The 22,314-nt window shown below is 65.9% G+C and carries 20 protein-coding genes and 1 tRNA gene; 15 read left to right on the top strand and 6 right to left on the bottom strand.

Annotated features, from left to right (window positions below):
• Window positions 1-3 precede the first annotated feature (3 nt).
• The 6 genes from KF871_RS14220 to KF871_RS14195 form a co-directional block, all read right to left on the bottom strand.
• The gene (locus tag KF871_RS14220; RefSeq protein WP_291143749.1) at window positions 4-1,740 is read right to left on the bottom strand and encodes a bifunctional protein-serine/threonine kinase/phosphatase; all 1,737 of its coding nucleotides are present in this window, start codon (window positions 1,738-1,740) and stop codon (window positions 4-6) included.
• Window positions 1,741-1,806: 66 nt separating this feature from the next.
• Complete coding sequence (locus KF871_RS14215) at window positions 1,807-2,619, bottom strand: formate/nitrite transporter family protein (RefSeq protein ID WP_291143746.1); 813 nt, start codon at window positions 2,617-2,619, stop codon at window positions 1,807-1,809.
• A 54-nt stretch (window positions 2,620-2,673) separates the two neighbouring features.
• On the bottom strand, window positions 2,674-4,527 hold the full coding sequence (locus KF871_RS14210) for a nitrate ABC transporter ATP-binding protein (protein WP_291143743.1): 1,854 nt from the start codon (window positions 4,525-4,527) through the stop codon (window positions 2,674-2,676).
• 22 nt (window positions 4,528-4,549) lie between these two features.
• Complete coding sequence (locus KF871_RS14205) at window positions 4,550-5,521, bottom strand: ABC transporter permease (protein WP_291143740.1); 972 nt, start codon at window positions 5,519-5,521, stop codon at window positions 4,550-4,552.
• 3 nt (window positions 5,522-5,524) lie between these two features.
• Entirely contained in the window at window positions 5,525-6,895 is a 1,371-nt protein-coding gene (locus KF871_RS14200) for a CmpA/NrtA family ABC transporter substrate-binding protein (protein WP_291143737.1), read from the bottom strand.
• A 338-nt stretch (window positions 6,896-7,233) separates the two neighbouring features.
• Window positions 7,234-8,490: a nitrate regulatory protein gene (locus tag KF871_RS14195; protein WP_291143734.1), complete on the bottom strand. Its 1,257-nt coding sequence runs from the start codon at window positions 8,488-8,490 to the stop codon at window positions 7,234-7,236.
• A 72-nt stretch (window positions 8,491-8,562) separates the two neighbouring features.
• Between KF871_RS14195 and tsaD the strand changes: the two genes are divergently transcribed.
• From tsaD to nuoF, 15 genes are all read left to right on the top strand, one after another.
• Window positions 8,563-9,648: a tRNA (adenosine(37)-N6)-threonylcarbamoyltransferase complex transferase subunit TsaD gene (tsaD, locus tag KF871_RS14190; RefSeq protein ID WP_291143731.1), complete on the top strand. Its 1,086-nt coding sequence runs from the start codon at window positions 8,563-8,565 to the stop codon at window positions 9,646-9,648.
• 160 nt (window positions 9,649-9,808) lie between these two features.
• Window positions 9,809-11,095: a branched-chain amino acid ABC transporter substrate-binding protein gene (locus KF871_RS14185; RefSeq protein WP_291143729.1), complete on the top strand. Its 1,287-nt coding sequence runs from the start codon at window positions 9,809-9,811 to the stop codon at window positions 11,093-11,095.
• Between the two features lie 15 nt (window positions 11,096-11,110).
• A complete protein-coding gene (locus tag KF871_RS14180) occupies window positions 11,111-12,295 on the top strand; it encodes a pyridoxal phosphate-dependent aminotransferase (RefSeq protein WP_291143726.1) in 1,185 nt (394 codons plus the stop codon).
• Between the two features lie 170 nt (window positions 12,296-12,465).
• Window positions 12,466-12,732, top strand: a complete 267-nt coding sequence (gene rpsO, locus KF871_RS14175) for a 30S ribosomal protein S15 (RefSeq protein ID WP_291143723.1) — start codon at window positions 12,466-12,468, stop codon at window positions 12,730-12,732.
• 244 nt (window positions 12,733-12,976) lie between these two features.
• Window positions 12,977-15,139 (top strand): polyribonucleotide nucleotidyltransferase, encoded by a 2,163-nt coding sequence (gene pnp, locus KF871_RS14170; protein ID WP_291143720.1) that lies wholly within the window; start codon window positions 12,977-12,979, stop codon window positions 15,137-15,139.
• A gap of 22 nt (window positions 15,140-15,161) precedes the next feature.
• Complete coding sequence (locus tag KF871_RS14165; RefSeq protein WP_291143717.1) at window positions 15,162-16,151, top strand: NAD(P)H-quinone oxidoreductase; 990 nt, start codon at window positions 15,162-15,164, stop codon at window positions 16,149-16,151.
• A 2-nt stretch (window positions 16,152-16,153) separates the two neighbouring features.
• Complete coding sequence (tpiA, locus tag KF871_RS14160; RefSeq protein ID WP_291143713.1) at window positions 16,154-16,894, top strand: triose-phosphate isomerase; 741 nt, start codon at window positions 16,154-16,156, stop codon at window positions 16,892-16,894.
• Window positions 16,895-16,949: 55 nt separating this feature from the next.
• On the top strand, window positions 16,950-17,366 hold the full coding sequence (gene secG, locus KF871_RS14155) for a preprotein translocase subunit SecG (protein WP_291143710.1): 417 nt from the start codon (window positions 16,950-16,952) through the stop codon (window positions 17,364-17,366).
• Between the two features lie 148 nt (window positions 17,367-17,514).
• Window positions 17,515-17,599, top strand: a tRNA-Leu gene (locus KF871_RS14150).
• A 49-nt stretch (window positions 17,600-17,648) separates the two neighbouring features.
• The gene (locus KF871_RS14145; protein ID WP_291143707.1) at window positions 17,649-18,008 is read left to right on the top strand and encodes an NADH-quinone oxidoreductase subunit A; all 360 of its coding nucleotides are present in this window, start codon (window positions 17,649-17,651) and stop codon (window positions 18,006-18,008) included.
• Window positions 18,009-18,044: 36 nt separating this feature from the next.
• Window positions 18,045-18,524, top strand: a complete 480-nt coding sequence (locus KF871_RS14140) for an NADH-quinone oxidoreductase subunit B family protein (RefSeq protein WP_009520160.1) — start codon at window positions 18,045-18,047, stop codon at window positions 18,522-18,524.
• An 18-nt stretch (window positions 18,525-18,542) separates the two neighbouring features.
• A complete protein-coding gene (locus tag KF871_RS14135; RefSeq protein WP_291143702.1) occupies window positions 18,543-19,166 on the top strand; it encodes an NADH-quinone oxidoreductase subunit C in 624 nt (207 codons plus the stop codon).
• A gap of 19 nt (window positions 19,167-19,185) precedes the next feature.
• Window positions 19,186-20,439, top strand: a complete 1,254-nt coding sequence (locus KF871_RS14130) for an NADH-quinone oxidoreductase subunit D (RefSeq protein WP_291143699.1) — start codon at window positions 19,186-19,188, stop codon at window positions 20,437-20,439.
• The gene (gene nuoE, locus KF871_RS14125; protein ID WP_291143696.1) at window positions 20,436-20,942 is read left to right on the top strand and encodes an NADH-quinone oxidoreductase subunit NuoE; all 507 of its coding nucleotides are present in this window, start codon (window positions 20,436-20,438) and stop codon (window positions 20,940-20,942) included. The genes KF871_RS14130 and nuoE overlap by 4 nt, the downstream gene beginning before the upstream one ends.
• Window positions 20,942-22,303, top strand: coding sequence for an NADH-quinone oxidoreductase subunit NuoF (gene nuoF, locus KF871_RS14120; RefSeq protein WP_291143693.1), 1,362 nt, complete (start codon window positions 20,942-20,944; stop codon window positions 22,301-22,303). The genes nuoE and nuoF overlap by 1 nt, the downstream gene beginning before the upstream one ends.
• Window positions 22,304-22,314: the final 11 nt, after the last annotated feature.

Below are 22,314 nucleotides of genomic sequence, written 5' to 3'. Positions count from 1 at the left end.
CGCTCAGTGCGGCGCATGGTGCGTGGCCAGCACGGCGAGCAGGAGCAACAGCAGGACAAAAGACACCCCTTGCCAGAACGCCACCGGGTGGCGCTCGACCAGGGGCGGCTCGCGATCGCGCAGGTAGGCGCGGTTCGGGTGACGCAGGTCCCAGGCGAATTCCGAGACCTCGTCGTGGCGTCGGTGCGGGTCCAGACTCACGGCCTTCTCGATGGCTTTGTCGACCCAGACGGGGATGTGCGGCTGGCGCAAACGGATCGGTTCATACGACAGGCGCTTGAGGTCCTGACCTTGGCGCACGCGCGTGAGCCCGAGGCCGTAGGGCAGCCGGCCGGTCAGCATCTGGTAGGTGATGCTCGCCAGGGCGAAGGTGTCGGCGCGTGCGCTGCCGCCTTGGCCAAGAAAGTACTCGGGCGCGGTGTACTGCAAGGTGCCAGGGATGGCCGACGCGGCGTCGGGTGGTGCGGTCTCCGCCAGGCTGGCCACGGCGACCGAGCCGAAGTCGATGAGGCACACCGTGCCCTGCGGGTCGATCATGATGTTCTCGGGGCGCAGGTCCTGGTGCAGCATCTCCATGCGGTGAAAGGCGCGCAGGCCCTTGGCCACTTGCTCGACGATGTCGCGCACCTGCGCCAGATCGGGCGTCGGGTGGTCACGCATCCATTGCGCCAGGGTCTGGCCGGGGACGTAGGCCAATGCGGTGTAGAGGCAGGTGCGCTGGCGGCATGAGGGGTAGGCGCGCATCACGTGGTCGTTGTGGATGCGCCTGGCCACCCATTCCTCCATCAGAAAACGTTCGCGGTAGGCCTTGTCGTCCTGCAGGTCCACCGAGGGCGTCTTGATCACCAGCTCATTGCCGTTGGCCAGGTCGGTGGCGAGATAGACGTGACTGCGGCTGCTGCCATGCAGTTCGCGCTCGATGCGAAAGCCGTCGAGCTCGGCGCGTGCGGACAGCGGTGGTGGCAGCGGCAGATCGCCGGCCTGCAGGGGCAGCTCGTGCCGGTTCGGATCGGGCAGGGCGTCCACGCGCACGATCTGCACCGTGAGGTTGTCGGGGCTGCCGTTGTGCAGCGCTTCATCGATGATGGTGCGGGCTGCGTGGTCCAGATCAGCGGCGTTCGCCTGGATGGTGGCCGCAAGAACATCCGCTCCCACGTGTTGATGCACGCCATCGGTGGCGAGCAGAAAGGTGTCGCCCACCGCCAGGGGCTGCGCCTGGTAGTCGATGTCGACCGAGGACGCGATGCCCAGCGCGCGGCTGAGGAAGTTCTCCTCGCGCGACACGTGGACGCGGTGGTCGTTGGTGAGCTGTTCCAGCGATTGCGCGTGCACCCGGTAGATGCGCGCGTCGCCCACATGGAACAGGTGGGCCGTGGTCGAGCGCAGCACCAGCGCGCTGAAGGTGCACACATGACCGCGGTCCTTGTCGAAGCGTCCCTGACCCTGAAAGGTCTGGGCATACAGCCAGGCGTTGGCCGCCTCGATCACACGGTGCGCCGACGTCTTCACCGACCACGCGTCCGAGGTGCAGTAGTAGTCGTCCAGGAAGCTCTGGACCGCGGAGGCGCTGGCGACGTGGCCCGCGTCGCTGCTGCTGATGCCGTCGGCCAGTGCGACGGCGATGCCCTTGGCGCCCAGCAAGGGTTGCCTCGGAATGCACAGGCCGTGGAAGTCCTGGTTCAGCGGCTTGCGACCCTTGTCGCTGTGCTGACCCACGCTCACCGAGAGTTCGCTTGTCATGGCAGATGCGAAACGAGCCCCGTGCGCGCTGGCAGCGGGGCTCGCCAGGGACAAGGCCCCGATCGCTCAGCGAGCCGCCAGCTTGGGCGCCGTCTTGTAGTGGGTGGAATACAGCGTCGCGCCAACGAAGGTCAGGCCGCCCACGAGGTTGCCCAGCACGGTGGGGATCTCGTTCCAGAGCAGGTAGTCCATGAAGGTGAAGTGACCGCCGAGCATCAGGCCCGAGGGGAACAGGTACATGTTCACGATGGAGTGCTCAAAGCCCAGGTAGAAGAACACCAGGATGGGCATCCACATGGCGATGACCTTGCCCGACACCGAGGTGGACATCATGGCCGCCACCACACCGGTGGACACCATCCAGTTGCACATCACCGCGCGCACGAACAGCGTCAGCATGCCGGCGGCACCAAGGGCGGCGTAACCCACCGTGCGGCCTTCGCCGATGTGGCCGATCTTCTGGCCGATGGCGTTGGGTTCGGCCGAGAAGCCGTTGGTGAAGATGATGGCCATGAAGACGGCGACGGTGAGGGCGCCGGCGAAGTTGCCGAAGAAGACCAGGGTCCAGTTGCGCAGCACGCCCGACCAGGTGGCGCCGGGCCGCTTGTCCAGCACCGCCAGGGGTGCGAGCGTGAACACGCCGGTCAACAGGTCAAAGCCCAGCAGGTAGAGCATGCAAAAGCCCACCGGGAACAGCAGCGCGCCCAGTAGCGGGTTGCCGGTGTTGACCGTGATGGTCACGGCAAACGCCGCGGCCAGCGCCAGAATGGCGCCGGCCATGTAGGCGCGGATCAGCGTGTCGCGGGTGGACATCAGCAGCTTGGATTCGCCTGCGTCAACCATCTTGGTCACGAACTCGGTGGGTGCGAGGTAGGCCATGGTGAATTCCTTTGGATGGGGAAAGAGGGAAGGGAACAGGGTCGGGGGTAACCGTCAGTGCTGGCTGCCGCAGTCTTCGAGGAAGCCGATCAGCTCCTCGCGCAGCTCGTAGTAGCGGGGGTGCTTGAGCAGCGCTTCGCGGGTGCGCGGGCGGGGCAGGGGCACGTCCATGACCTTGCCGACGCGTGCGCGCGGCCCGTTGGTCATCATCACCACGCGGTCGGCCAGCAGGATGGCTTCGTCCACGTCGTGCGTGACCATCATGGCGGTGACCTGGCTGCGCGACCACACCTCCATCAGCACTTCCTGCAGGTCCCAGCGGGTGAGCGAGTCCAGCATGCCGAAGGGCTCGTCGAGCAACAGCATCTTGGGTTGCAGGGCAAAGGCGCGCGCAATGCCCACGCGCTGCTTCATGCCGTTGGACAGCTCGCTGGCGTGCTTGTTCATCGCACTGCCCAGGCCGACGCGGTTGAGGTAGTAGCCCACCGTGTCGCGGCGCTCGGCTTCGCTGGCGTGCGGAAACACGCGCGCCACGCCCAGCATCACGTTTTCGTGCGCGGTGAGCCAGGGCACCAGACTGGGGGCCTGGAACACGATGCCCCGGTCCGGGCCGGCGTCGCGCACTTCGCGGCCGTCGAGCACGATCACGCCCTCGGTCACGTCGGTCAGGCCGGCCATCATCGACAGCACGGTGGACTTGCCGCAGCCCGAGTGGCCAATGAGCGAGATGAATTCGCCCTTGCGGATCTTGAGGTCGAAGCCCTCGACCACGGCCTGCGGCCCCTTGGGCGTGGGGTAGACCTTGGTCAGGCGCGAGAACTCGGCGAAGCGCTCGTCACCGCCCAGGCCGGTGGCATCAGCGGCTATCGACTGCGTGACCTGTTGCGCCTCGAAGGCCTCGGTCTCGATGCGCTCGGCCAGTGCGGCGTGGCGCATCTTGAGCAGGCTGGCCAGGGTGGGCCCGGGGGCGGCCGATGTCGACTGGCCCGGCACACGCGGGGTCAGGCTGGGCAGCTGGATCACGTTGCCGCCCTGTTGTGCGGCGTGCTGGTGCGCCAGACCGATCAGGTGCTCGGTGATCTGGCCACGCAGGGTCTTGAAGCGCTCGTCGTGGTTCATCGCGCGGCGATCGCGCGGGCGTTCGATGTCGACCGTGAACGACGGGCCCAGCGCGGCGCCCGGTCCGATGTCCAGCGGGATGATGCGGTCGGCCACCATCAAGGCCTCGTCGACGTCGTTGGTGATGAGCACCACCGTCTTGCGGTTCTCGCTCCAGATGCGAACGATCTCGTCCTGCAGGTTGGCGCGGGTGAGCGCATCCAGCGCCGACAGCGGCTCGTCGAGCAGCAGTGTGTCCGGATCGGTGGCCAGGGCACGCGCCACCGACACGCGCTGGCGCATGCCACCTGAGAGCTGCGAGGGGCGTTTGTCGATGGCGGCCGACAGGCCCACCATGGCCACGTAGCGTTTGACCTCCTCGGCGCGCGCCTTGGCGCTCAGGTGTGCGCTGACGCGGTCCACCGCCAGGGCCACGTTCTCGCGCACGGTGAGCCAGGGCATGAGCGAGTAGCTCTGGAACACGATGCCGCGGTCGGGGCCGGGCTCGGTGATGGGCTGTCCGTTCTTGAGAACGTCACCGCTGTCCGCCTGGGTCAGGCCAGCCAGCAGGTTGATGAGCGTGGTCTTGCCCGTGCCCGAGAAGCCGACGATGGCGACGAACTCGCCCGGCGCGACGCTCAGGTTCAGGTTGGTGAGCACCTCGCTGCGCGAGGCGCCGCTGCCGTAGCCTTTGCAGACGTTGCGCAGTTCGAGTGCGGCGGTTTGCGTGGCGGCATGGGTGGTCGGTGCAGGGGTGTCGTGCGCGCTGACGACGTCCAGGATCGCGCGCGGCATGGCAATGGCGTTCATGGCGGTGGCTCCCGTGCCCATGTCAGCGTCGCGTGACCAGGTTCTGCAGGACCAGCATCAGGCGGTCGAGCGCGAAGCCGATGGCACCGATGGTGAACACCGCGACCATGATGCGGCTCAGCGACTCGGAGCTGCCGTTCTGGAACTCGTCCCAGACGAATTTGCCCAGGCCTGGGTTCTGCGCCAGCATTTCGGCGGCGATCAGCACCATCCAGCCCACACCGAGCGACAGGCGCATGCCGGTGAAGATGAAGGGCAGGGCCGAGGGCACGATGATCTTGCGGATGCGCGTGCCCAGCGGCAGTTGCAGCACCTTGCCGACGTTGACCAGGTCCTTGTCGACCGAGGTCACGCCGATGGCGGTGTTGATCAGCGTGGTCCACAGCGAGCACAGCGTCACCGTGATGGCCGAGATCAGGAAGGACTTCTGGAACATCGGCTCGTCGGCGGTGACGTACACCGCACTCACCACCAGCGTGACGATGGGCAGCCAGGCCAGCGGCGACACCGGGCGAAACAGCTGCACCATCGGGTTGATGGCGGCCTGCACGACCTTGGACGTACCAGCCAGAATGCCCAGCGGCACCGCCACCAGGGTGGCCAGCAAAAAGCCCACGAAGACCGTCTTCAGGCTGGTGAGGATCTGGTCGATGTAGGTGGCCTTGCCGGTCCATTTGATGGTGCGGACCTCATAGCTCGGGTCTTCGGCCAGGCGCTCCTGATTGCGTTTGGCCTGGCGCTCGTAGAAGGCGGCCTGGCGCTCACGCTCGGCCATGTGTTCCTTCACCAGCGAGACCGCCTGCTCGGCCACCTGCAGCGGACCGGGCACGGCGCCCAGGCTGGTCTGGATGCGCGCGGCCGTGACGGACCACAGCGCCAGGAAGATGGCGAAGGCCACGAGCGGAACGCCCGCGCCCATCACCAGTTTGCGGCCCAGCTCCGCCGGGTTGCGCAGGGCGGCAGCGCCGCCAAAGAGTCGTGCTGCGATCGCCATGGCTTACCCCTTGTCGGACTCTTTGAGGCCGATCTTGAACTTGGACAGGTACTCGTTGGGCTTGCGACCGTCGTAGGCCACGCCGTCGATGAAGGTGTTGTCCACCGGCTTGAAGCTATCGGTCTTGGGCACGTCGGTGGCCTTGATCTTGCCTTCGGCGACCAGCGCGTTGGCGGCCTGCAGGTAGACGTCGGGTCGGTACACGCGCTTGGCCGTTTCCATGTACCAGCTGTCGGGCTTGGACTCGGTGATCTGACCCCAGCGGCGCATCTGGGTGAGGTACCAGATGGCGTCGCTGTAGAAGGGGTAGGTGGCGTAGTCGCGGAAGAAGACGTTGAAGTCCGGTGCCGGGCGCTTGTCGCCTTTTTCAAACTCGAAGGTGCCGGTCATGCTGTTGCCGATCACCTCGGCGTCGGCGCCGACGTATTGCGACTTCGACAGGATCTTGACCGCCTCGACGCGGTTGGCCATGGAGGCATCGAGCCACTGGCCGGCGCGAATCAGCGCCTTGATGACGGCCACGTGCGTGTTGGGGTTGGCCTTGGCCCACTCGCCCATCACACCGAACACCTTCTCGGGGTTGTTCTTCCAGATCTGGTGATCGGTGATCACCGGCACACCAATGCCCTTGAACACTGCCTGCTGGTTCCAGGGCTCGCCCACGCAATAGCCGTGGATGGTGCCGGCTTCCATGGTGGCGGGCATCTGCGGCGGCGGGGTGACCGAGAGCAGCACGTCGGCGCGCTGGGTGCCCGAGATGTCGCTGGCGGTGTAGTAGCCGGGGTTGAGGCCACCGGCGGCGAGCCAGTAGCGCAGTTCGTAGTTGTGCGTCGAGACGGGGAAGACCATGCCCATCTTGAAAGGCTTGCCTTCCTTCTTCCAGGCATCGACCACTTTCTTGAGCGCGTCGGCCTTGACCGGGTGCACGACCTTGCCGTCCTTCATCGGCAGGTGCGGCTTCATCTCGGCCCACACCGCATTGGAGACGGTGATGGCGTTGCCGTTGAGGTCCATGCTGAAGGCGGTGACGATGTCGGCCTTGGTGCCGAAGCCGATCGAGGCGCCCAGCGGCTGGCCGGCCAGCATGTGCGCGCCGTCGAGCTGGCCGTCGATCACGCGATCGAGCAGCACCTTCCAGTTGGCCTGTGCTTCCAGCGTGACGAACAGGCCTTCGTCTTCGAAGAAGCCTTTTTCGTAGGCGATGACCAGCGGGGCGCAGTCGGTGAGTTTGATGAAGCCGAACTTGAGGGCTTCCTTTTCGGGACGTGGGCCCTTCTGTGCGTGGGCCGGCAGGCCGAGGGTGGTGGCGCCAGCCAGGGCCAAAGCCTGGGCGGTGAACTGGCGGCGGTTGAAGTGGCGGGGCGATGCAGTCATGGAATGCTCCTGCGAGACAAAAAATCGGGCCAAAAAAAATGGCGTCCATCGCAGCGCCCGCTTTCGCGAACACGCAATGGACGCCGTTGTCCTGTTCCGGTCTGACCGGGGGGTGCCCCGCCGCCGTTGGCTGGTCACCGTCGCTTCGTATCAAGCAGCAAGCGTGCCAGCGCTTCCTGGCATTGGCGTGGAATGCCAAGTTGTTGAAATCATTGGAGATTCTGAAGGTGTGGTGAGGGTCCTACCGCCTGGTGTCCTCGCCCACCCGTGGTGCAATGCAGCATGTCGGGGCGTGGTGCGCCCCGAATTGGTGGCGCACGGGCAGCGGCCGGAGGGGGTCAGGAGCGCGCCGCGGGCAGCACGTCGGCCATGGCCAGCACCGCCTCGGCGACGTCGACGATGCGCCGGTTCTGGTTCATGGCCATCTGGCGCAGCGTCTTGTGCGCTTCGGCTTCGCTGAGGTGGCGGTGCGCCATCAACAGGCCCTTGGCGCGCTCGATGACCCGTCGCTCGTTCAGGCTGGCGCGCACGGCCTCGAGTTCGTCGCCCATGGCCTGCAGCCGCTTGGCCTGGTCGTGCACCAGGTCGAGCACCGAGCGCTCCAGCGTGAGGGCGAAGCTCTTGGACGCCTGGGCGGCCTGCGCGCCGTCGCCCGCGGCCTGGTAGAAGTCCAGCGGGTCGGGCGGTGCGTCGGCGCTGATTGCACCAAAGCTGGCCAGTTCGGCCTGGGCCTGGGCGATCTTGGCGCTACAGGCCTCTCCGAGGTCCTGGGTCAGGCGGTCTTCCACCGCCTTCATGGCGTCAATGCGTGCGGTGCAGGTGTCGAACCAGACCTGGCTGAGTTCCGGCTTGAGCACCGAGCCCTGCGTGGTCGTGCACAGCACCCGGCGCAGGCGTTCCAGGTCGGCCAGCGTGGCGCTGACATGCGGCGCGCTGAGCATGGCGCGGATCTCGGGCGGTGCGTAGGTGCCCACCACTTCGAGGCAGCGCTCCTGCGATTCGATCAGGTGCAGCAACCGCTGTTGCTCGGCCTGCTCGGCGTGGCCGCTGCCGAACATGGCCGCGCCTACCGCGCGTTCCTGCCCCGCGAACTCCTTGCCCTGCATGAAGTTGAACAGCGCCACCAGTCGACGCGAGATGGCGGGGTCGGACGCGCTGTCGGCGGCCTCGAACACCACCGCCAGCAGCGCGGCGATCAGCCGGACATAGGCTTCGGTGGACTGCGCCGTGTCCCAGCGGCGCTCGTCGATGCGTTGGCGCAGGGCGTCCAGTCCGTCCAGGCCTTGCAGGACATAGGCGATGCGGCTGAACAGGCGCGCCCCCGGGCCCGCCTGCGCGGCACTGGCGTCCACACGCTCGATCTGCTGGCGCCAGTCGGCCTCGACCTGCCGGGACATGGCGATCTGCGTCAGGCGCGCCCCGGTGTGGCGCTCGCCTTGTGCGGCCAGGTACATGTTGGAGAGCCCGCGCTCGCGCTGCAGCGTGTGCACCAGGCGCGCGGTCACGTCCACCCAGGTGGCGGTGAGCGCCAGTCGCTGCAGGCCATCGATCTCGCAGCGCTTGGCGGCCAGCAGAAAGTCCAGGCCTGTCTTCATATCCGTTCCCGTCGATGGCTCTTGCCAGAGCCCGGCAGCAACAAATGTGCCGCCCTTACACTCTCGGCCCTCATGCGGATCCTGGGTATTGAATCCTCCTGCGACGAAACCGGTGTGGCCCTGGTCGATGCCGAGGGCACGAGTGTGCCTCGGTTGCTGGGGCATGCGCTGCACAGCCAGATTGCGATGCACCAGGCCTACGGCGGCGTGGTGCCCGAACTGGCCAGTCGCGACCATATCCGCCGCGTGCTGCCCTTGACCGACGCGGTGCTGGCCCAGGCGGGCCTGGCGCTGTCGGCCGTTGACGCGGTGGCCTGCACCCGCGGACCGGGGCTGGCCGGCGCCTTGCTGGTGGGCACCGGTGTGGCGCACGCGCTGGGCATGGCGCTGGGCAAGCCGGTGATCTCGGTGCACCACCTCGAAGGGCATCTGCTCTCACCCTTCCTGAGCGCCGACCCGCCGAGCTTTCCGTTTGTGGCGCTGCTGGTGTCCGGCGGGCACACGCAGCTCATGCGGGTCGACGGCGTGGGCCGCTACGAGCTGCTGGGCGAGACCATCGACGACGCCGCGGGCGAGGCCTTCGACAAGTCGGCCAAGCTGCTCGGACTGGGCTATCCCGGTGGCCCGGCGCTGGCGCGCCTGGCAGAGCAGGGCGACGACAACGCCTTCAAACTGCCGCGGCCCCTGCTGCACAGCGGCGATCTGGATTTTTCGTTTGCCGGGCTCAAGACCGCGGTGCTCACCCAGGTGAAGCGGCTGGCGCACGCCGCGCCCGAGGGCCCGGCGACCAGCCACCTGGCCGATCCGTTGACGGCGCAGCAGAAGGCCGATGTGGCGGCCAGCGCCCAGGCGGCCATCGTGGACGTGCTGGTGAAGAAGTCGCTCGCGGCGCTGACCCGGACCGGCTTGAAAAGATTGGTGGTGGCCGGCGGCGTGGGGGCGAACGCCCGTTTGCGCCACCAGCTTGACGCGGCCGCCGCGCGACGTGGCCTGCGCGTGCACTACCCGGAGCTGGCGCTGTGCACCGACAACGGCGCCATGATCGCGCTGGCTGCGGGCCTGAGAGTGCAGGCAGGTCTGGTCGCCGCCAATGGCCCGCACGGACATTTCGATGTGGCGCCGCGTTGGCCGTTGACCGAATTGGGCGCGCCGGCATGAACGCGTTGCCCTGGCGATCCTGGCATGTTGCGTTGGCCAGCTTCCCCGACCGCCGGGGGAGTATCGGCGTAATTATGAATTAGAGTCTCATCCTGTCGCGTAGGCGACATAGGGCTGGCAGCCTTTTGCCCGGCCCTTGCTCACCCGTATGGAGAACCACATGCCCAACACCCTTCGCCGCCGCGGCGCCGTCGCCGCGCTGGCCTTCCTGACCTTTGGCGGTCTGTCCATCGTTCACGCTCAGAGCGCGCCTGCCGCTGCCGAGCCCATCCGCATTGCCTTGGTCGAGGGCATGTCGGGGCCGTTTGCCAACACTGGCGAGGCCGTCATGCGCAACCTGGTCTGGGCCGCCGAGCGCGTCAACGCCCGCGGTGGCGTCAAGCTGCCGGGGGGCGCCCGTCCGCTGCAGATCGAGCGCTTCGACAGCAAAGGCCAGACCGAAGAGGCCTTGTCGGCCATGCGGGCGGCGCTCGATCGCGGCATCACCATCGTTGCCCAGGGCAACTCATCGGCCACAGCCAGCGCGCTGATCGAGGCCGTGAACAAGCACAACGAGCGCGAGCCGCAGCGGCGCGTGCTGTACCTGAACTATTCCGCCGTCGACCCCACGCTGACCAACGAAAAGTGCAGCCCCTGGCACTTTCGCTTCGACGCCCATGCCGACATGCGCATGTCGGCGCTGATGAGCGTGTTGCGCGAGGACAAGGCGCTGCAGCGCATCTACCTCATCGGGCAGGACTACAGCTTCGGGCAAGGCGTGCTCAAAGAGGCGCGGCGCCAGCTGGCCGCACAGCGCCCGGACGTGCAGATCGTTGGCGACGAGCTGCACCCCATGGCCCGCATCAAGGACTTCCTGCCCTACGCGGCCAAGATCAAGGCCAGCGGTGCGCAGGCCGTGCTCACCGGCAACTGGGGCAATGACCTGACCCTGCTGGTCAAGGCTGCGCGTGAAGTGGGCTTTGACGGCCGCTTCTACACGTTCTATGGCAACGCGCTCGGCGCACCCGCCGCGATTGGCGATGCGGGCATCGGCAAGGTGATTGCCGTGGCCGACTGGTTTCCCAACATGCCCTCGCCCGACAGTGAGGCGTTTTACCGCCAGTTCCGCGCCCGCTTCCCGAACCCCGCCGACGACTACGTGCACATGCGCATGCACCTCATGATCGAAGCACTGGCGCAGGCCATCGAGCGCGCGGGCAAGGTGGAGTCGGGCGCCATCGCGCAGGCGTTGGAACGCGCGGACGTGGTGTTGGCCGGTCAACGTGGTCGCATGCGCGGGGCAGACCACCAGTTCCAGCAATCGCTGGCGGTGGCCGTCATGGACCGCCAGGGCGAGCCGGGTGTGCCGTTCGATGTCGAAGGTTCGGGCTATGGCTTTCGCGTGATCCGCGCCCTGACCCCACAGCAGGCCGAGATGCCCCACACCTGTACGATGCCGCGTTTCTGACGACGGAGTGATTCGATGCGCAAGGTGGTGGCGGACCTGCAGGGTTCTCGCATTCGGGAGGTGGCCAACGAAGGCATCGGGCGCGAGGGTGTGCTGGCCTTCTGGTTTGGCGAAAGCGACGAAGTCACGCCCGAGCCGATCCGCGCCGCCGCCATGGCGTCACTTCAGGCCGGCGAGACCTTTTACGCGCACAACCTGGGGCTGCCCGAACTGCGTGAGGCGATTGCGGGCTACACGGACCGGTTGCATCCGGGGCGTGGCCCCGCCCACTGGTTCGGGCGCATCGCCGTCACCTCGGGCGGCGTCAACGGACTGATGCTGGCGGCCCAGACACTGGTGGACGCCGGTGACGAAGTGGCCGTGGTGACGCCGGTCTGGCCCAACCTCGTGGCTCAGCCCTTGCTGATGGGCGCGCGGATCAAGGCGGTGCCGCTGGTGGCCGAAGGCGGAGCCTGGACACTGGACCTGGATGCCCTGCGGGCGGCGGTGACCGCGGACACGCGCGTACTGGTCATCAACGCACCCGGCAACCCGACCGGGTTCTCTCTGTCCGTGGCCGAGCAACAGGCCATCCTGACCCATTGCCGGTCCACCGGCACCTGGATCGTGGCCGACGAGGTCTATGAGCGGCTGTACTACGGCGACGACACCGCCAACGGCGCAGCGCCCAGCTTCCTGGATGTGGCCGAGCCCGACGACCGGCTGATCGTGGTCCACAGCTTTTCCAAGAGCTTTCTCATGACGGGGTGGCGCCTGGGCTGGCTGGTGCTGCCGCCAGCGCTGACCGAGCCGGTCGGCAAACTGATTGAGTTCAACACCTCGTGCGCGCCGGTGTTCGTGCAGCGTGGCGCCTTGGCGGCCATCGCCCACGGCGATGAGGTGACGCCCGCACTGGTGGCGCACCTTCGCCGCTGCCGTGACACGCTGGTGCCGCTGCTGCAGGCCTTGGATGGCGTTCAACTCGCCACGCCCCGGGCTGGCATGTACGCCTTCTTCCGCCTGCCGGGGCATCCAGACTGTCTGGGCACCGCCAAACGGCTGGTTCGGGAAGCGGGGCTGGGACTGGCGCCCGGCGGGGCATTCGGCCAGGAGGCTACTGGTTGGCTGCGCTGGTGTTTCGCCAGCCGGGAGACAAACCGCCTGGTCGACGGGGTTCAGCGATTGAGGCGGTGGCTCGACGCGCCGGCCACTGCGCAGTGAGCAGGCACTGCGCGACGGGTTCAGAGGAGCACAGTGGATTTCCGGCTGGCGCCGTCTTCAGCTAGAATGCGCGGTTGCCGTTGCGGTCGCAGCGGCTTTCACGCCCGTCGCGGCTGGTGATCCCCAGGATCGCCCTGGCTGCAGCGGGACGCCAGTCCACAGGAAAATTCATGATCGATCAAAAAGTCAAGGCCGACGTCATCGCGGCCAACGCCCGCGCCGCCAACGACACCGGCAGCCCCGAAGTCCAGGTCGCCATCCTGACGGCCCGCATCAACGAACTCACCCCGCACTTCAAGACGCACGCCAAGGACCACCACGGTCGTCGCGGCCTGCTGCGCATGGTGAGCCGCCGCCGCAAGCTGCTCGACTACCTCAAGGCCAAGGACGCTGACCGCTACCTGGCCCTGATCCAGAAACTGGGCCTGCGCAAGTAATTCGAGCCGGGTGTGCCTATGCAGAAAGCCTGAGTTGGTTCGCTGGCTCGGGCTTTTTGCGTTTGACACACCGGTTCCATGAGGCCGGAGACCACACACCAAGCGAAGCTGTGTCATTCCAAAGCCACTGCCGATCCGGCAGCGCCTCTGGAATGGCATCGTGTTCTGGGTGCGTTCTCCGGAGACGGTGCAGATCGCTGCACGCCAAGCCACCCCTGAAGGGCGGCACACAGGAGATGAACCCATGAGCATGTTCAACAAAGTCACCAAGACCTTCCAATGGGGCCAGCACACGGTCACCATGGAAACCGGCGAAATCGCTCGCCAGTCCAGCGGCGCCGTGCTGCTCGACATGGAAGGCACCGTGGTGCTCGCCACGGTGGTTGCCAAAAGCGAAGCCAAGGCCGGCCAGGACTTCTTCCCGCTGACGGTCGACTACATCGAGAAGACCTACGCCGCCGGCAAGATCCCGGGCAGCTTCTTCAAGCGCGAAGGCCGCCCGAGCGAGCTCGAGACGCTGACCAGCCGCCTGATCGACCGACCCATCCGCCCGCTGTTCCCCGAGGGGTTCTTCAACGAAGTGCAGGTGGTCATCCACACGCTGTCGCTCAACCCCGAAGTCGATGCCGACATCGCCGCCATGATCGCCACCTCGGCGGCCCTGTCGGTCTCCGGCATCCCGTTCAATGGCCCGATCGGCGCGGCGCGCGTGGGCTACGTGAATGGCCAGTACGTGCTCAACCCCGGCCAGACGGAGCGCAAGAATTCCCAGATGGACCTGGTCGTTGCGGGCACGCAAGCGGCCGTGCTGATGGTTGAGTCCGAAGCCGAGCAGCTGTCCGAAGAGATCATGCTGGGCGCCGTGGTGTTCGGCCACGAGCAGGGCAACATCGCCATCAACGCCATCAACGAACTGGTGCGTGACGCCGGCAAGCCGGAATGGCAATGGCAGGCGCCGGCGCGCGATGAAGCGCTGATTGCCAAGGTCAACGAGCTGGGTGGCGACAAGCTGCGCGCCGCCTACCAGATCCGCAACAAGCAAGCCCGCACGCAAGCCTGCCGAGAAGCCTACGCCGCCGTGATGAGCGGCCTGAAGGAAGCCGGCGTCGACTTCGACAGCGTCAAGGTCGAAGGCCTGCTGTTCGACATCGAAGCCGGCATCGTGCGTGGGCAGATCCTGGCCGGTGAGCCCCGCATCGACGGTCGCGACACCCGCACCGTGCGCCCGATCGAAATCCGCAACGGTGTGCTGCCCCGCACCCACGGCTCCGCGTTGTTCACGCGCGGCGAAACCCAGGCGCTGGTGATCGCCACGCTGGGCACCGACCGCGATGCGCAGAAGATCGACGCGCTGGCCGGCGAGTTCGAAGACCGCTTCATGCTCCACTACAACATGCCCCCCTTCGCCACCGGCGAGACGGGTCGTGTCGGCAGCCCCAAGCGCCGCGAGATCGGCCACGGCCGCCTGGCCAAGCGTGCCCTGGTGGCGTGCCTGCCGTCCAAGGAAGAATTCCCGTACACCATCCGCGTGGTGTCCGAAATCACCGAATCCAACGGCTCGTCGTCGATGGCCTCGGTGTGCGGCGGCTGCCTGTCGCTGATGGACGCTGGCGTGCCGATGAAGGCGCACGTGGCCGGTATCGCCATGGGCCTGATCAAGGACGGCAACCGCTTCGCCGTGCTGACCGACATCCTGGGCGATGAGGACCACCTCGGCGACATGGACTTCAAGGTGGCCGGTACCACCAACGGCATCACCGCCCTACAGATGGACATCAAGATCCAGGGCATCACCAAGGAAATCATGCAGGTCGCCTTGGCACAGGCCAAGGAAGCGCGCATGCACATCCTGGGCAAGATGCAGGAAGCCATGGGCGAGGCCAAGACCGAGATCTCGGACTTCGCGCCGCGTCTGTACACCATGAAGATCAACCCCGAGAAGATCCGCGACGTGATCGGCAAGGGCGGCGCCACCATCCGCGCGCTGACCGAAGAAACCGGTACCCAGATCGATATCGGTGAAGACGGCACCATCACCATCGCCTCGACCGACGGTGCCAAGGCCGAAGAAGCCAAGCGCCGCATCGCCGAGATCACCGCCGAAGTGGAAGTGGGCAAGGTCTACGAAGGCCCGATCACCAAGATTCTGGACTTCGGCGCCCTGGTGAACCTGCTGCCCGGCAAGGACGGCCTGCTGCACATCAGCCAGATCGCGCACGAACGTGTCGAGAAGGTCACCGACTACCTCAAGGAAGGCCAGATCGTGAAGGTCAAGGTTCTCGAGACCGACGAGAAAGGCCGCGTGAAGCTGTCCATGAAGGCGCTGCTGGACCGCAACGCCAGCAACGCGGGTGCCGAGCGCGCAGTGGCCGAAGTGGCCGCTCAGCAACAGCAGCAACAGCAATAAGGCCACTCGCAGGATGCGCGGCATGCAGGTCGTCGAGATCAGCGCGTTTGGTGCGCCGGATGTATTGCGGCTCGCTGAGCGTGCGCGGCCGGTGGCGGGCGCGGGCGAAGTGCTTGTGCGCGTGAGTGCTTCGGGCGTCAATCGCCCGGATGTGCTGCAACGCACTGGCAACTACCCCGTGCCCCCGGGGGCCTCCGATATCCCAGGGCTGGAGATCGCTGGCGTCATCGAATCCGGTGACGTTGCGGCTATGGCCGAGGCCGGACTCAAGGTCGGCGACCGTGTCTGCGCGCTGGTCGCGGGCGGTGGCTATGCCCAGTGGTGCGTGGCACCCGTGGGGCAATGTCTGCCGGTGCCTGCTGGGTTCGACGACGTCGCCGCGGCCTCGCTGCCCGAGACCTTCTTCACCGTCTGGAGCAACGTCTTCGACCGCGGCCGCCTGCAATCGGGCGAGACTTTGCTGGTCCAGGGTGGCACCAGCGGCATCGGCGTGACCGCCATCCAGATTGCCAAAGCCATGGGCGCCAAGGTGATCGCCACGGCCGGCAGCGACGACAAGTGTGCGGCCTGTCTGTCGCTCGGTGCGGACCACGCCATCAACTACCGCACGCAGGATTTCGTGGCGGCAGTGGCCGATGTCACCGGCGGCCGTGGGGTCGATGTGATTCTCGACATGGTCGCGGGCACCTATGTGGCTCGCGAGGTTGACTGCCTGGCCGAGGACGGACGCCTCGTCATCATCGCCGTGCAAGGCGGGGTCAAGGCCGAATTCAATGCGGGCCTGGTGCTGCGGCGCCGGCTCACCATCACCGGCTCCACGCTGCGCCCAAGGCCCGTGGCCTTCAAGGCGGGTATCGCGCAGTCCCTGCGCAAGCACGTGTGGCCGCTGCTCGAGGCTGGTGCCATCAAGCCGGTGATCCACCAGGTGTTCGAGGCAGGAGATGCCGCGGCGGCGCATGCCTTGATGGAATCCAACCGCCACATCGGCAAGCTTATGCTGCGATGGTCCTGAAAATGACAAAGCTGATTGCAGGCAACTGGAAGATGAATGGCAGCCTTGCTGCCAATGAGGCACTGTTGCGCGCGGTGATCGCCGACATCGGGCAACCTGGCGCCGACGTGGCGCTTTGTGCGCCAGCGCCGTACCTGGCGCAGATGCAGACGCTGCTGCAAACCAGCCCTCTGGCCTGGGGTGCGCAGGATGTATCGGCGCACGAGCAGGGCGCCTACACCGGTGAGGTGTCCGTTGCCATGCTGCGCGACTTCGGTTGCCGCTACGCCATCGTGGGCCACTCCGAGCGCCGCCAGTACCACGGCGAGACCGACGCGGTCGTGGCCGCAAAGGCGCAGCGGGCGCTGTCGGGTGGTGTCACGCCCATCGTGTGCGTGGGCGAAACGCTGGCCGAGCGCGAAGCTGGTGACACCGAGCAAGTCGTCAAGCGACAGCTGGCCGCCGTGATCCATGCGGTGGCGCATTGCACCAGCGAAATCGTTGTCGCCTACGAACCGGTCTGGGCCATTGGCACCGGCAAGACGGCGTCGCCCGAGCAGGCGCAGCAGGTTCATGCTGTGCTGCGCGCGCAACTGGCTGCGGCAACCCAGCACCCTGAGCGCGTGCGTATTCTTTACGGCGGCAGCATGAACGCGGCCAACGCGGCCAGCTTGCTGGCGCAGCCCGACATCGATGGCGGCCTGATTGGCGGTGCATCGCTCAAGGCGCCCGATTTTCTTCAGATCGTGGCCGCTGCCCACTGAACAACAACCCAGGGCGGCGTGTGTGCCCCCGATGACTTGGTATCCGGAGTAAGCGATGAATGTTTTGTTGACCCTCTTGCTTGTGGTGCAGATCCTGGCCGCACTCGGCATGATCGGCCTGATCCTGATGCAGCATGGCAAAGGGGCCGACGCTGGCGCAGCCTTCGGTGGCGGTGGTGCTGGCTCGGCCAGCCTCTTTGGTGCGTCGGGTGGTGCCAACTTCCTCTCTCGCACCACCGCAGTGCTCGCAGGCATCTTTCTGGCGTGCACGCTGGGCCTGGCCTACTTCGGCAACTTGCGTCAGACGCCCGCCAGCTCGGGCAGCGTGCTCGAAGCTGTGCCCTCGGCGCCGGCTGCGCCGGCCACGCCCGAGCAGCAGATTCCGGGCGCGGGCTCTGCACCCGCAGCGGCGCCTGCCACCAGCGCACCTGCCGCACCCGCGCCGGGCGCCGGTGAGATCCCTGCCAAGTGATCACGCCTGCAACGGCACCGCTGACTGCCGCGCCGTTGCTTCAAAAAAGGGGTTGGGCCCTCCTGAAACAGGGTGTTATTCAGGGTAAACTCCAACGGTTGTCGAGATTGCTCACTCAGCCCTCGTGAGCATGACAACGCAGACCCAAGCCGACGTGGTGAAATTGGTAGACACGCTATCTTGAGGGGGTAGTGGCGAAAGCTGTGCGAGTTCGAGTCTCGCCGTCGGCACCAGATCTTAGAAAGCAGGGTCAGCAGACCTTGCTCACGGAACCGACCCACGATGAGCCTTGACCAGTACCTTCCCGTGCTCCTGTTCATCCTCGTGGGTATCGCGGTCGGGGTGATTCCCCAACTGCTCGGCTACATCCTCGGCCCCAACCTGCCGGACGCCGAGAAAAACTCCCCCTATGAATGCGGCTTCGAGGCCTTCGAAGACGCTCGCATGAAGTTCGATGTGCGCTACTACCTCGTGGCCATCCTCTTCATCCTGTTCGATCTCGAGATCGCTTTCCTGATCCCCTGGGCAGTGGCCTTTGGCGACATCGGCACCACCGGCTTCGTGGCCGGCGTGGTGTTTCTCGCCATCCTGACCGTGGGCTTTGCCTACGAATGGAAGAAGGGCGCGCTCGACTGGGAATGAACCGGCGCCCGGCGTTCGGGCGTCATGGAGCTTCGCATGATTGAAGGTGTCTTCAAGGAAGGGTTCGTCACCACCAGCTACGACGCGGTGGTGAACTGGGCCAAGACCGGCTCGCTGTGGCCCATGACCTTTGGTCTGGCTTGCTGCGCCGTGGAAATGATGCACGCGGCGGCCGCGCGCTACGACATCGGGCGCTTCGGCTCCGAGGTGTTTCGTGCCAGTCCGCGCCAGTCCGATCTGATGATCGTGGCAGGTACCTTGTGCAACAAGATGGCGCCTGCGCTGCGCAAGGTCTACGACCAGATGGCCGAGCCCCGCTGGGTGCTGTCCATGGGCTCATGCGCCAACGGTGGTGGCTACTACCACTACAGCTATTCGGTGGTGCGTGGGTGCGATCGCATCGTGCCCGTGGACGTGTACGTGCCCGGCTGCCCGCCGACCGCCGAAGCCCTGCTGTACGGAATCATCCAGTTGCAGCAGAAGATCCGTCGCACCCAGACCATTGCGCGCGCTTGAGTGCGAGGTAAGCCCACCATGACCGACCACGCCACCTCCAATGAAGCCATTGCGCCCGAGGCCCTGCGCGATCGCCTGAGTGCCTTGCTTGAGGGCATGGTTCGATCGGTTGATCTGTCGCGCGGTGAAATCACCATCACCGTCGCTGCAAACGACTACCTCAAGGTTATGCAGACGCTGCGCGATGCGCCGCAAGCGAAATTCGAGCAGTTGATCGACCTGTGCGGCATGGACTACTCCGCGTACGGCGATGGTCGTTGGGAGGGCGCCCGCTTTGCTGCCGTCTCGCACCTGCTGTCGGTGAGCCTGAATCAGCGCGTGCGTGTGCGCGCGTTCTGCGACGACGACGACTTCCCGGTGCTGACCTCGGTGACGCCGCTGTGGAGCAGCGCCAACTGGTACGAACGCGAGGCCTTCGACCTCTACGGGATCATGTTCGAAGGTCACGCCGATCTGCGGCGCATCCTGACCGATTACGGCTTCATCGGCCACCCTTTCCGCAAGGACTTTCCGCTGTCGGGCAACGTTGAGATGCGCTACGACGCCGAGCGTCAGCGCGTGATCTACGAGCCCGTGAGCATCGAGCCGCGCGAAATCACGCCGCGCGTGATCCGGGAAGACAACTACGGCGGCCTGCACTGAAGGCGCGAGGCACACCGACATGGCAGAGATCAAGAACTACACCCTGAACTTCGGCCCGCAGCACCCGGCCGCGCACGGCGTGCTGCGCCTGGTGCTCGAGCTCGATGGCGAGGTCGTGCAACGCGCCGACCCGCACATCGGCCTGCTGCACCGCGCAACCGAAAAACTGGCCGAGCACAAGACCTTCATCCAGTCGTTGCCCTACATGGACCGTCTCGACTACGTGTCCATGATGAGCAACGAGCACGCCTACTGCCTGGCCATCGAGCGCCTGCTGGGCATTGAAGTGCCCATCCGCGCGCAGTACATCCGCGTGATGTTCAGCGAGATCACGCGCCTGCTGAACCACCTCATGTGGTTGGGCTCGCACGGCAACGATTGCGGCAGCTCGACGATCCTGATCTACGCGTTCCGTGAGCGTGAAGACCTGTTCGACATGTACGAAGCGGTCTCGGGTGCGCGCATGCATGCGGCCTACTTCCGCCCGGGCGGCGTCTACCGCGACCTGCCCGACACCATGCCGCAGTACCAGGCGAGCAAAGTGCGCAATCAGCGCGCCATCGACGACATGAACAAGAACCGCCAAGGTTCCTTGATCGACTTCATCGATGACTTTACTCAGCGGTTCCCGACCTACCTCGACGAGTACCACACGCTGCTCACCGACAACCGCATCTGGAAGCAGCGCACGGTCGGTATTGGCGTGGTGTCGCCCGAGCGCGCCCTGAACCTGGGCATGACGGGCCCCATGCTGCGCGGCTCCGGCATTGCCTGGGACTTGCGCAAGAAGCAGCCCTACGAGGTCTACGACCGCCTGGATTTCGACATCCCGGTGGGCAAGACCGGTGACACCTACGACCGCTACCTCGTCCGCATGGAAGAGATGAAGCAGTCCAACCGCATCATCAAGCAATGCGTGGACTGGCTGCGTGCCAACCCAGGCCCGGTCATCACCGACAACCACAAGGTGGCGCCGCCCGCACGCGAATCCATGAAGACCAGCATGGAAGAGCTGATCCATCACTTCAAGCTGTTCACCGAAGGCTTCCACGTGCCAGAGGGCGAGGCCTACGCAGCGGTGGAGCATCCCAAAGGCGAGTTCGGCATTTACCTCGTGAGCGACGGTGCCAACAAGCCTTACCGACTCAAGATCCGTGCGCCGGGGTTCGCCCACCTGGCCACGCTCGACGAAATGGCGCGCGGCCACATGCTGGCAGACGCGGTCGCCATCATCGGCACCATGGACATCGTTTTCGGGGAGATCGACCGATGAGCAAGGCGGTGGATTTTTCGCCGGCAACCATTGCGCGTTTCGATCGCGAAGTTGCCAAGTACCCGGCCGATCAGCGCATCTCCGCGGTCATGGCCTGCCTGTCGATCATCCAGCAGGAGCAGGGCTGGGTCAGCACCGAGGCCGAAGCCGCCTTGGCCGCCTACATCGGCGTCGAGCCGATCGCGGTGCACGAGGTCACGACCTTCTACAACATGTATAACCAGCGGCCGGTGGGCAAGTTCAAGCTCAACGTCTGTACCAACCTGCCGTGCCAGCTGCGCAACGGCCAGCAGGCACTGCACCATCTGGAGCGCAAGCTGGGCATCACCATGGGTGAAACCACCACCGATGGCCTGTTCACGCTGCAGCAGAGCGAATGTCTTGGCGCCTGTGCCGATGCCCCGGTGATGCTGGTCAATGACCGCCACATGTGCAGCTTCATGAGCGATGACAAGCTCGACCAACTGGTCGATGGCTTGCGCGCTGCGGAGGGCCAGGCCTGATGAACGCACAACAAGTGATTGCGCAGTTCGCCGCCACCGGCGTGCAGACCTGCTTTCATGATCGCCACATCAGTCCGCAGATCTATGCCGGGCTCAACGGCAGCAACTGGTCGATCAAAGACTACGAGGCCCGCGGCGGCTACCAGGCCCTGCGCAAGATCCTGGGCAAGGACGGCGGCGAAGGCCTGACGCAGGACCAGGTGATTGCCACCGTCAAGGAGTCGGCCCTGCGTGGCCGTGGCGGTGCCGGCTTCCCCAGCGGCCTGAAGTGGAGCTTCATGCCGCGCCAGTTCCCTGGCCAGAAGTACCTGGTGTGCAATTCCGATGAGGGCGAGCCCGGTACCTGCAAGGACCGCGACATCCTCATGTTCAACCCGCACATCGTCATCGAAGGCATGGCGATCGCGGCGTATGCCATGGGCATCTCGGTGGGCTACAACTACATCCACGGCGAGATCTTCGAGGTGTACGAGCGCTTCGAAGCTGCGCTGGAAGAGGCGAGGGCGGCCGGCCTGCTGGGCGACAACATCCTCGGCTCGGGCTTCAGCTTCCAGCTGCACGCCCACCACGGCTTCGGTGCCTACATCTGCGGCGAAGAGACCGCATTGCTCGAATCGCTGGAAGGCAAGAAGGGCCAGCCGCGCTTCAAGCCGCCGTTTCCTGCCAGCTTCGGCCTGTATGGCAAGCCGACCACCATCAACAACACCGAGACCTTCGCGGCCGTGCCCTGGATCATCCGCAACGGAGGTCAGGCCTACCTCGAGATCGGCAAACCCAACAACGGCGGCACCAAGATCTTCTCGGTCAGCGGTGACGTCGAAATGCCCGGCAACTTCGAGGTCCCGCTCGGCACCCCGTTCAGCAAGCTGCTCGAACTCGCCGGCGGTGTGCGCAAGGGCCGCCAGTTGAAGGCCGTCATCCCTGGTGGCTCCTCGGCACCGGTGCTGCCCGCCCACATCATGATGGATTGCACGATGGACTACGACTCCATCGCCAAGGCCGGCTCCATGCTGGGCTCGGGCGCCGTGATCGTGATGGACGATTCGCGCGACATGGTGGCTTCGCTCAAACGCCTGTCGTATTTCTACATGCACGAAAGCTGTGGCCAATGCACACCCTGCCGTGAGGGCACGGGCTGGCTCTGGCGCATGGTCGATCGCATCGATCGCGGACTGGGTCGACCCGAAGACATGCAGCTGCTCGACAACGTGGCCGAGAACATCATGGGTCGGACCATCTGCGCGCTGGGTGACGCGGCGGCCATGCCTGTGCGCGCCATGATCAAACACTTCCGCCACGAGTTCGAGGCCAAGATCGCTGCCGCCCAGTCGGGTGCCGCAGCGGGCACGGCCACGGCCTGAGCACGAGGAAC

Source organism: Hydrogenophaga sp. (assembly GCF_019635465.1).
In the GTDB taxonomy this organism is placed as follows: domain Bacteria; phylum Pseudomonadota; class Gammaproteobacteria; order Burkholderiales; family Burkholderiaceae_C; genus Hydrogenophaga.
Note: the sequence above shows the minus strand (reverse complement) of the source record. Positions and strands in the feature narration are given on the sequence as shown.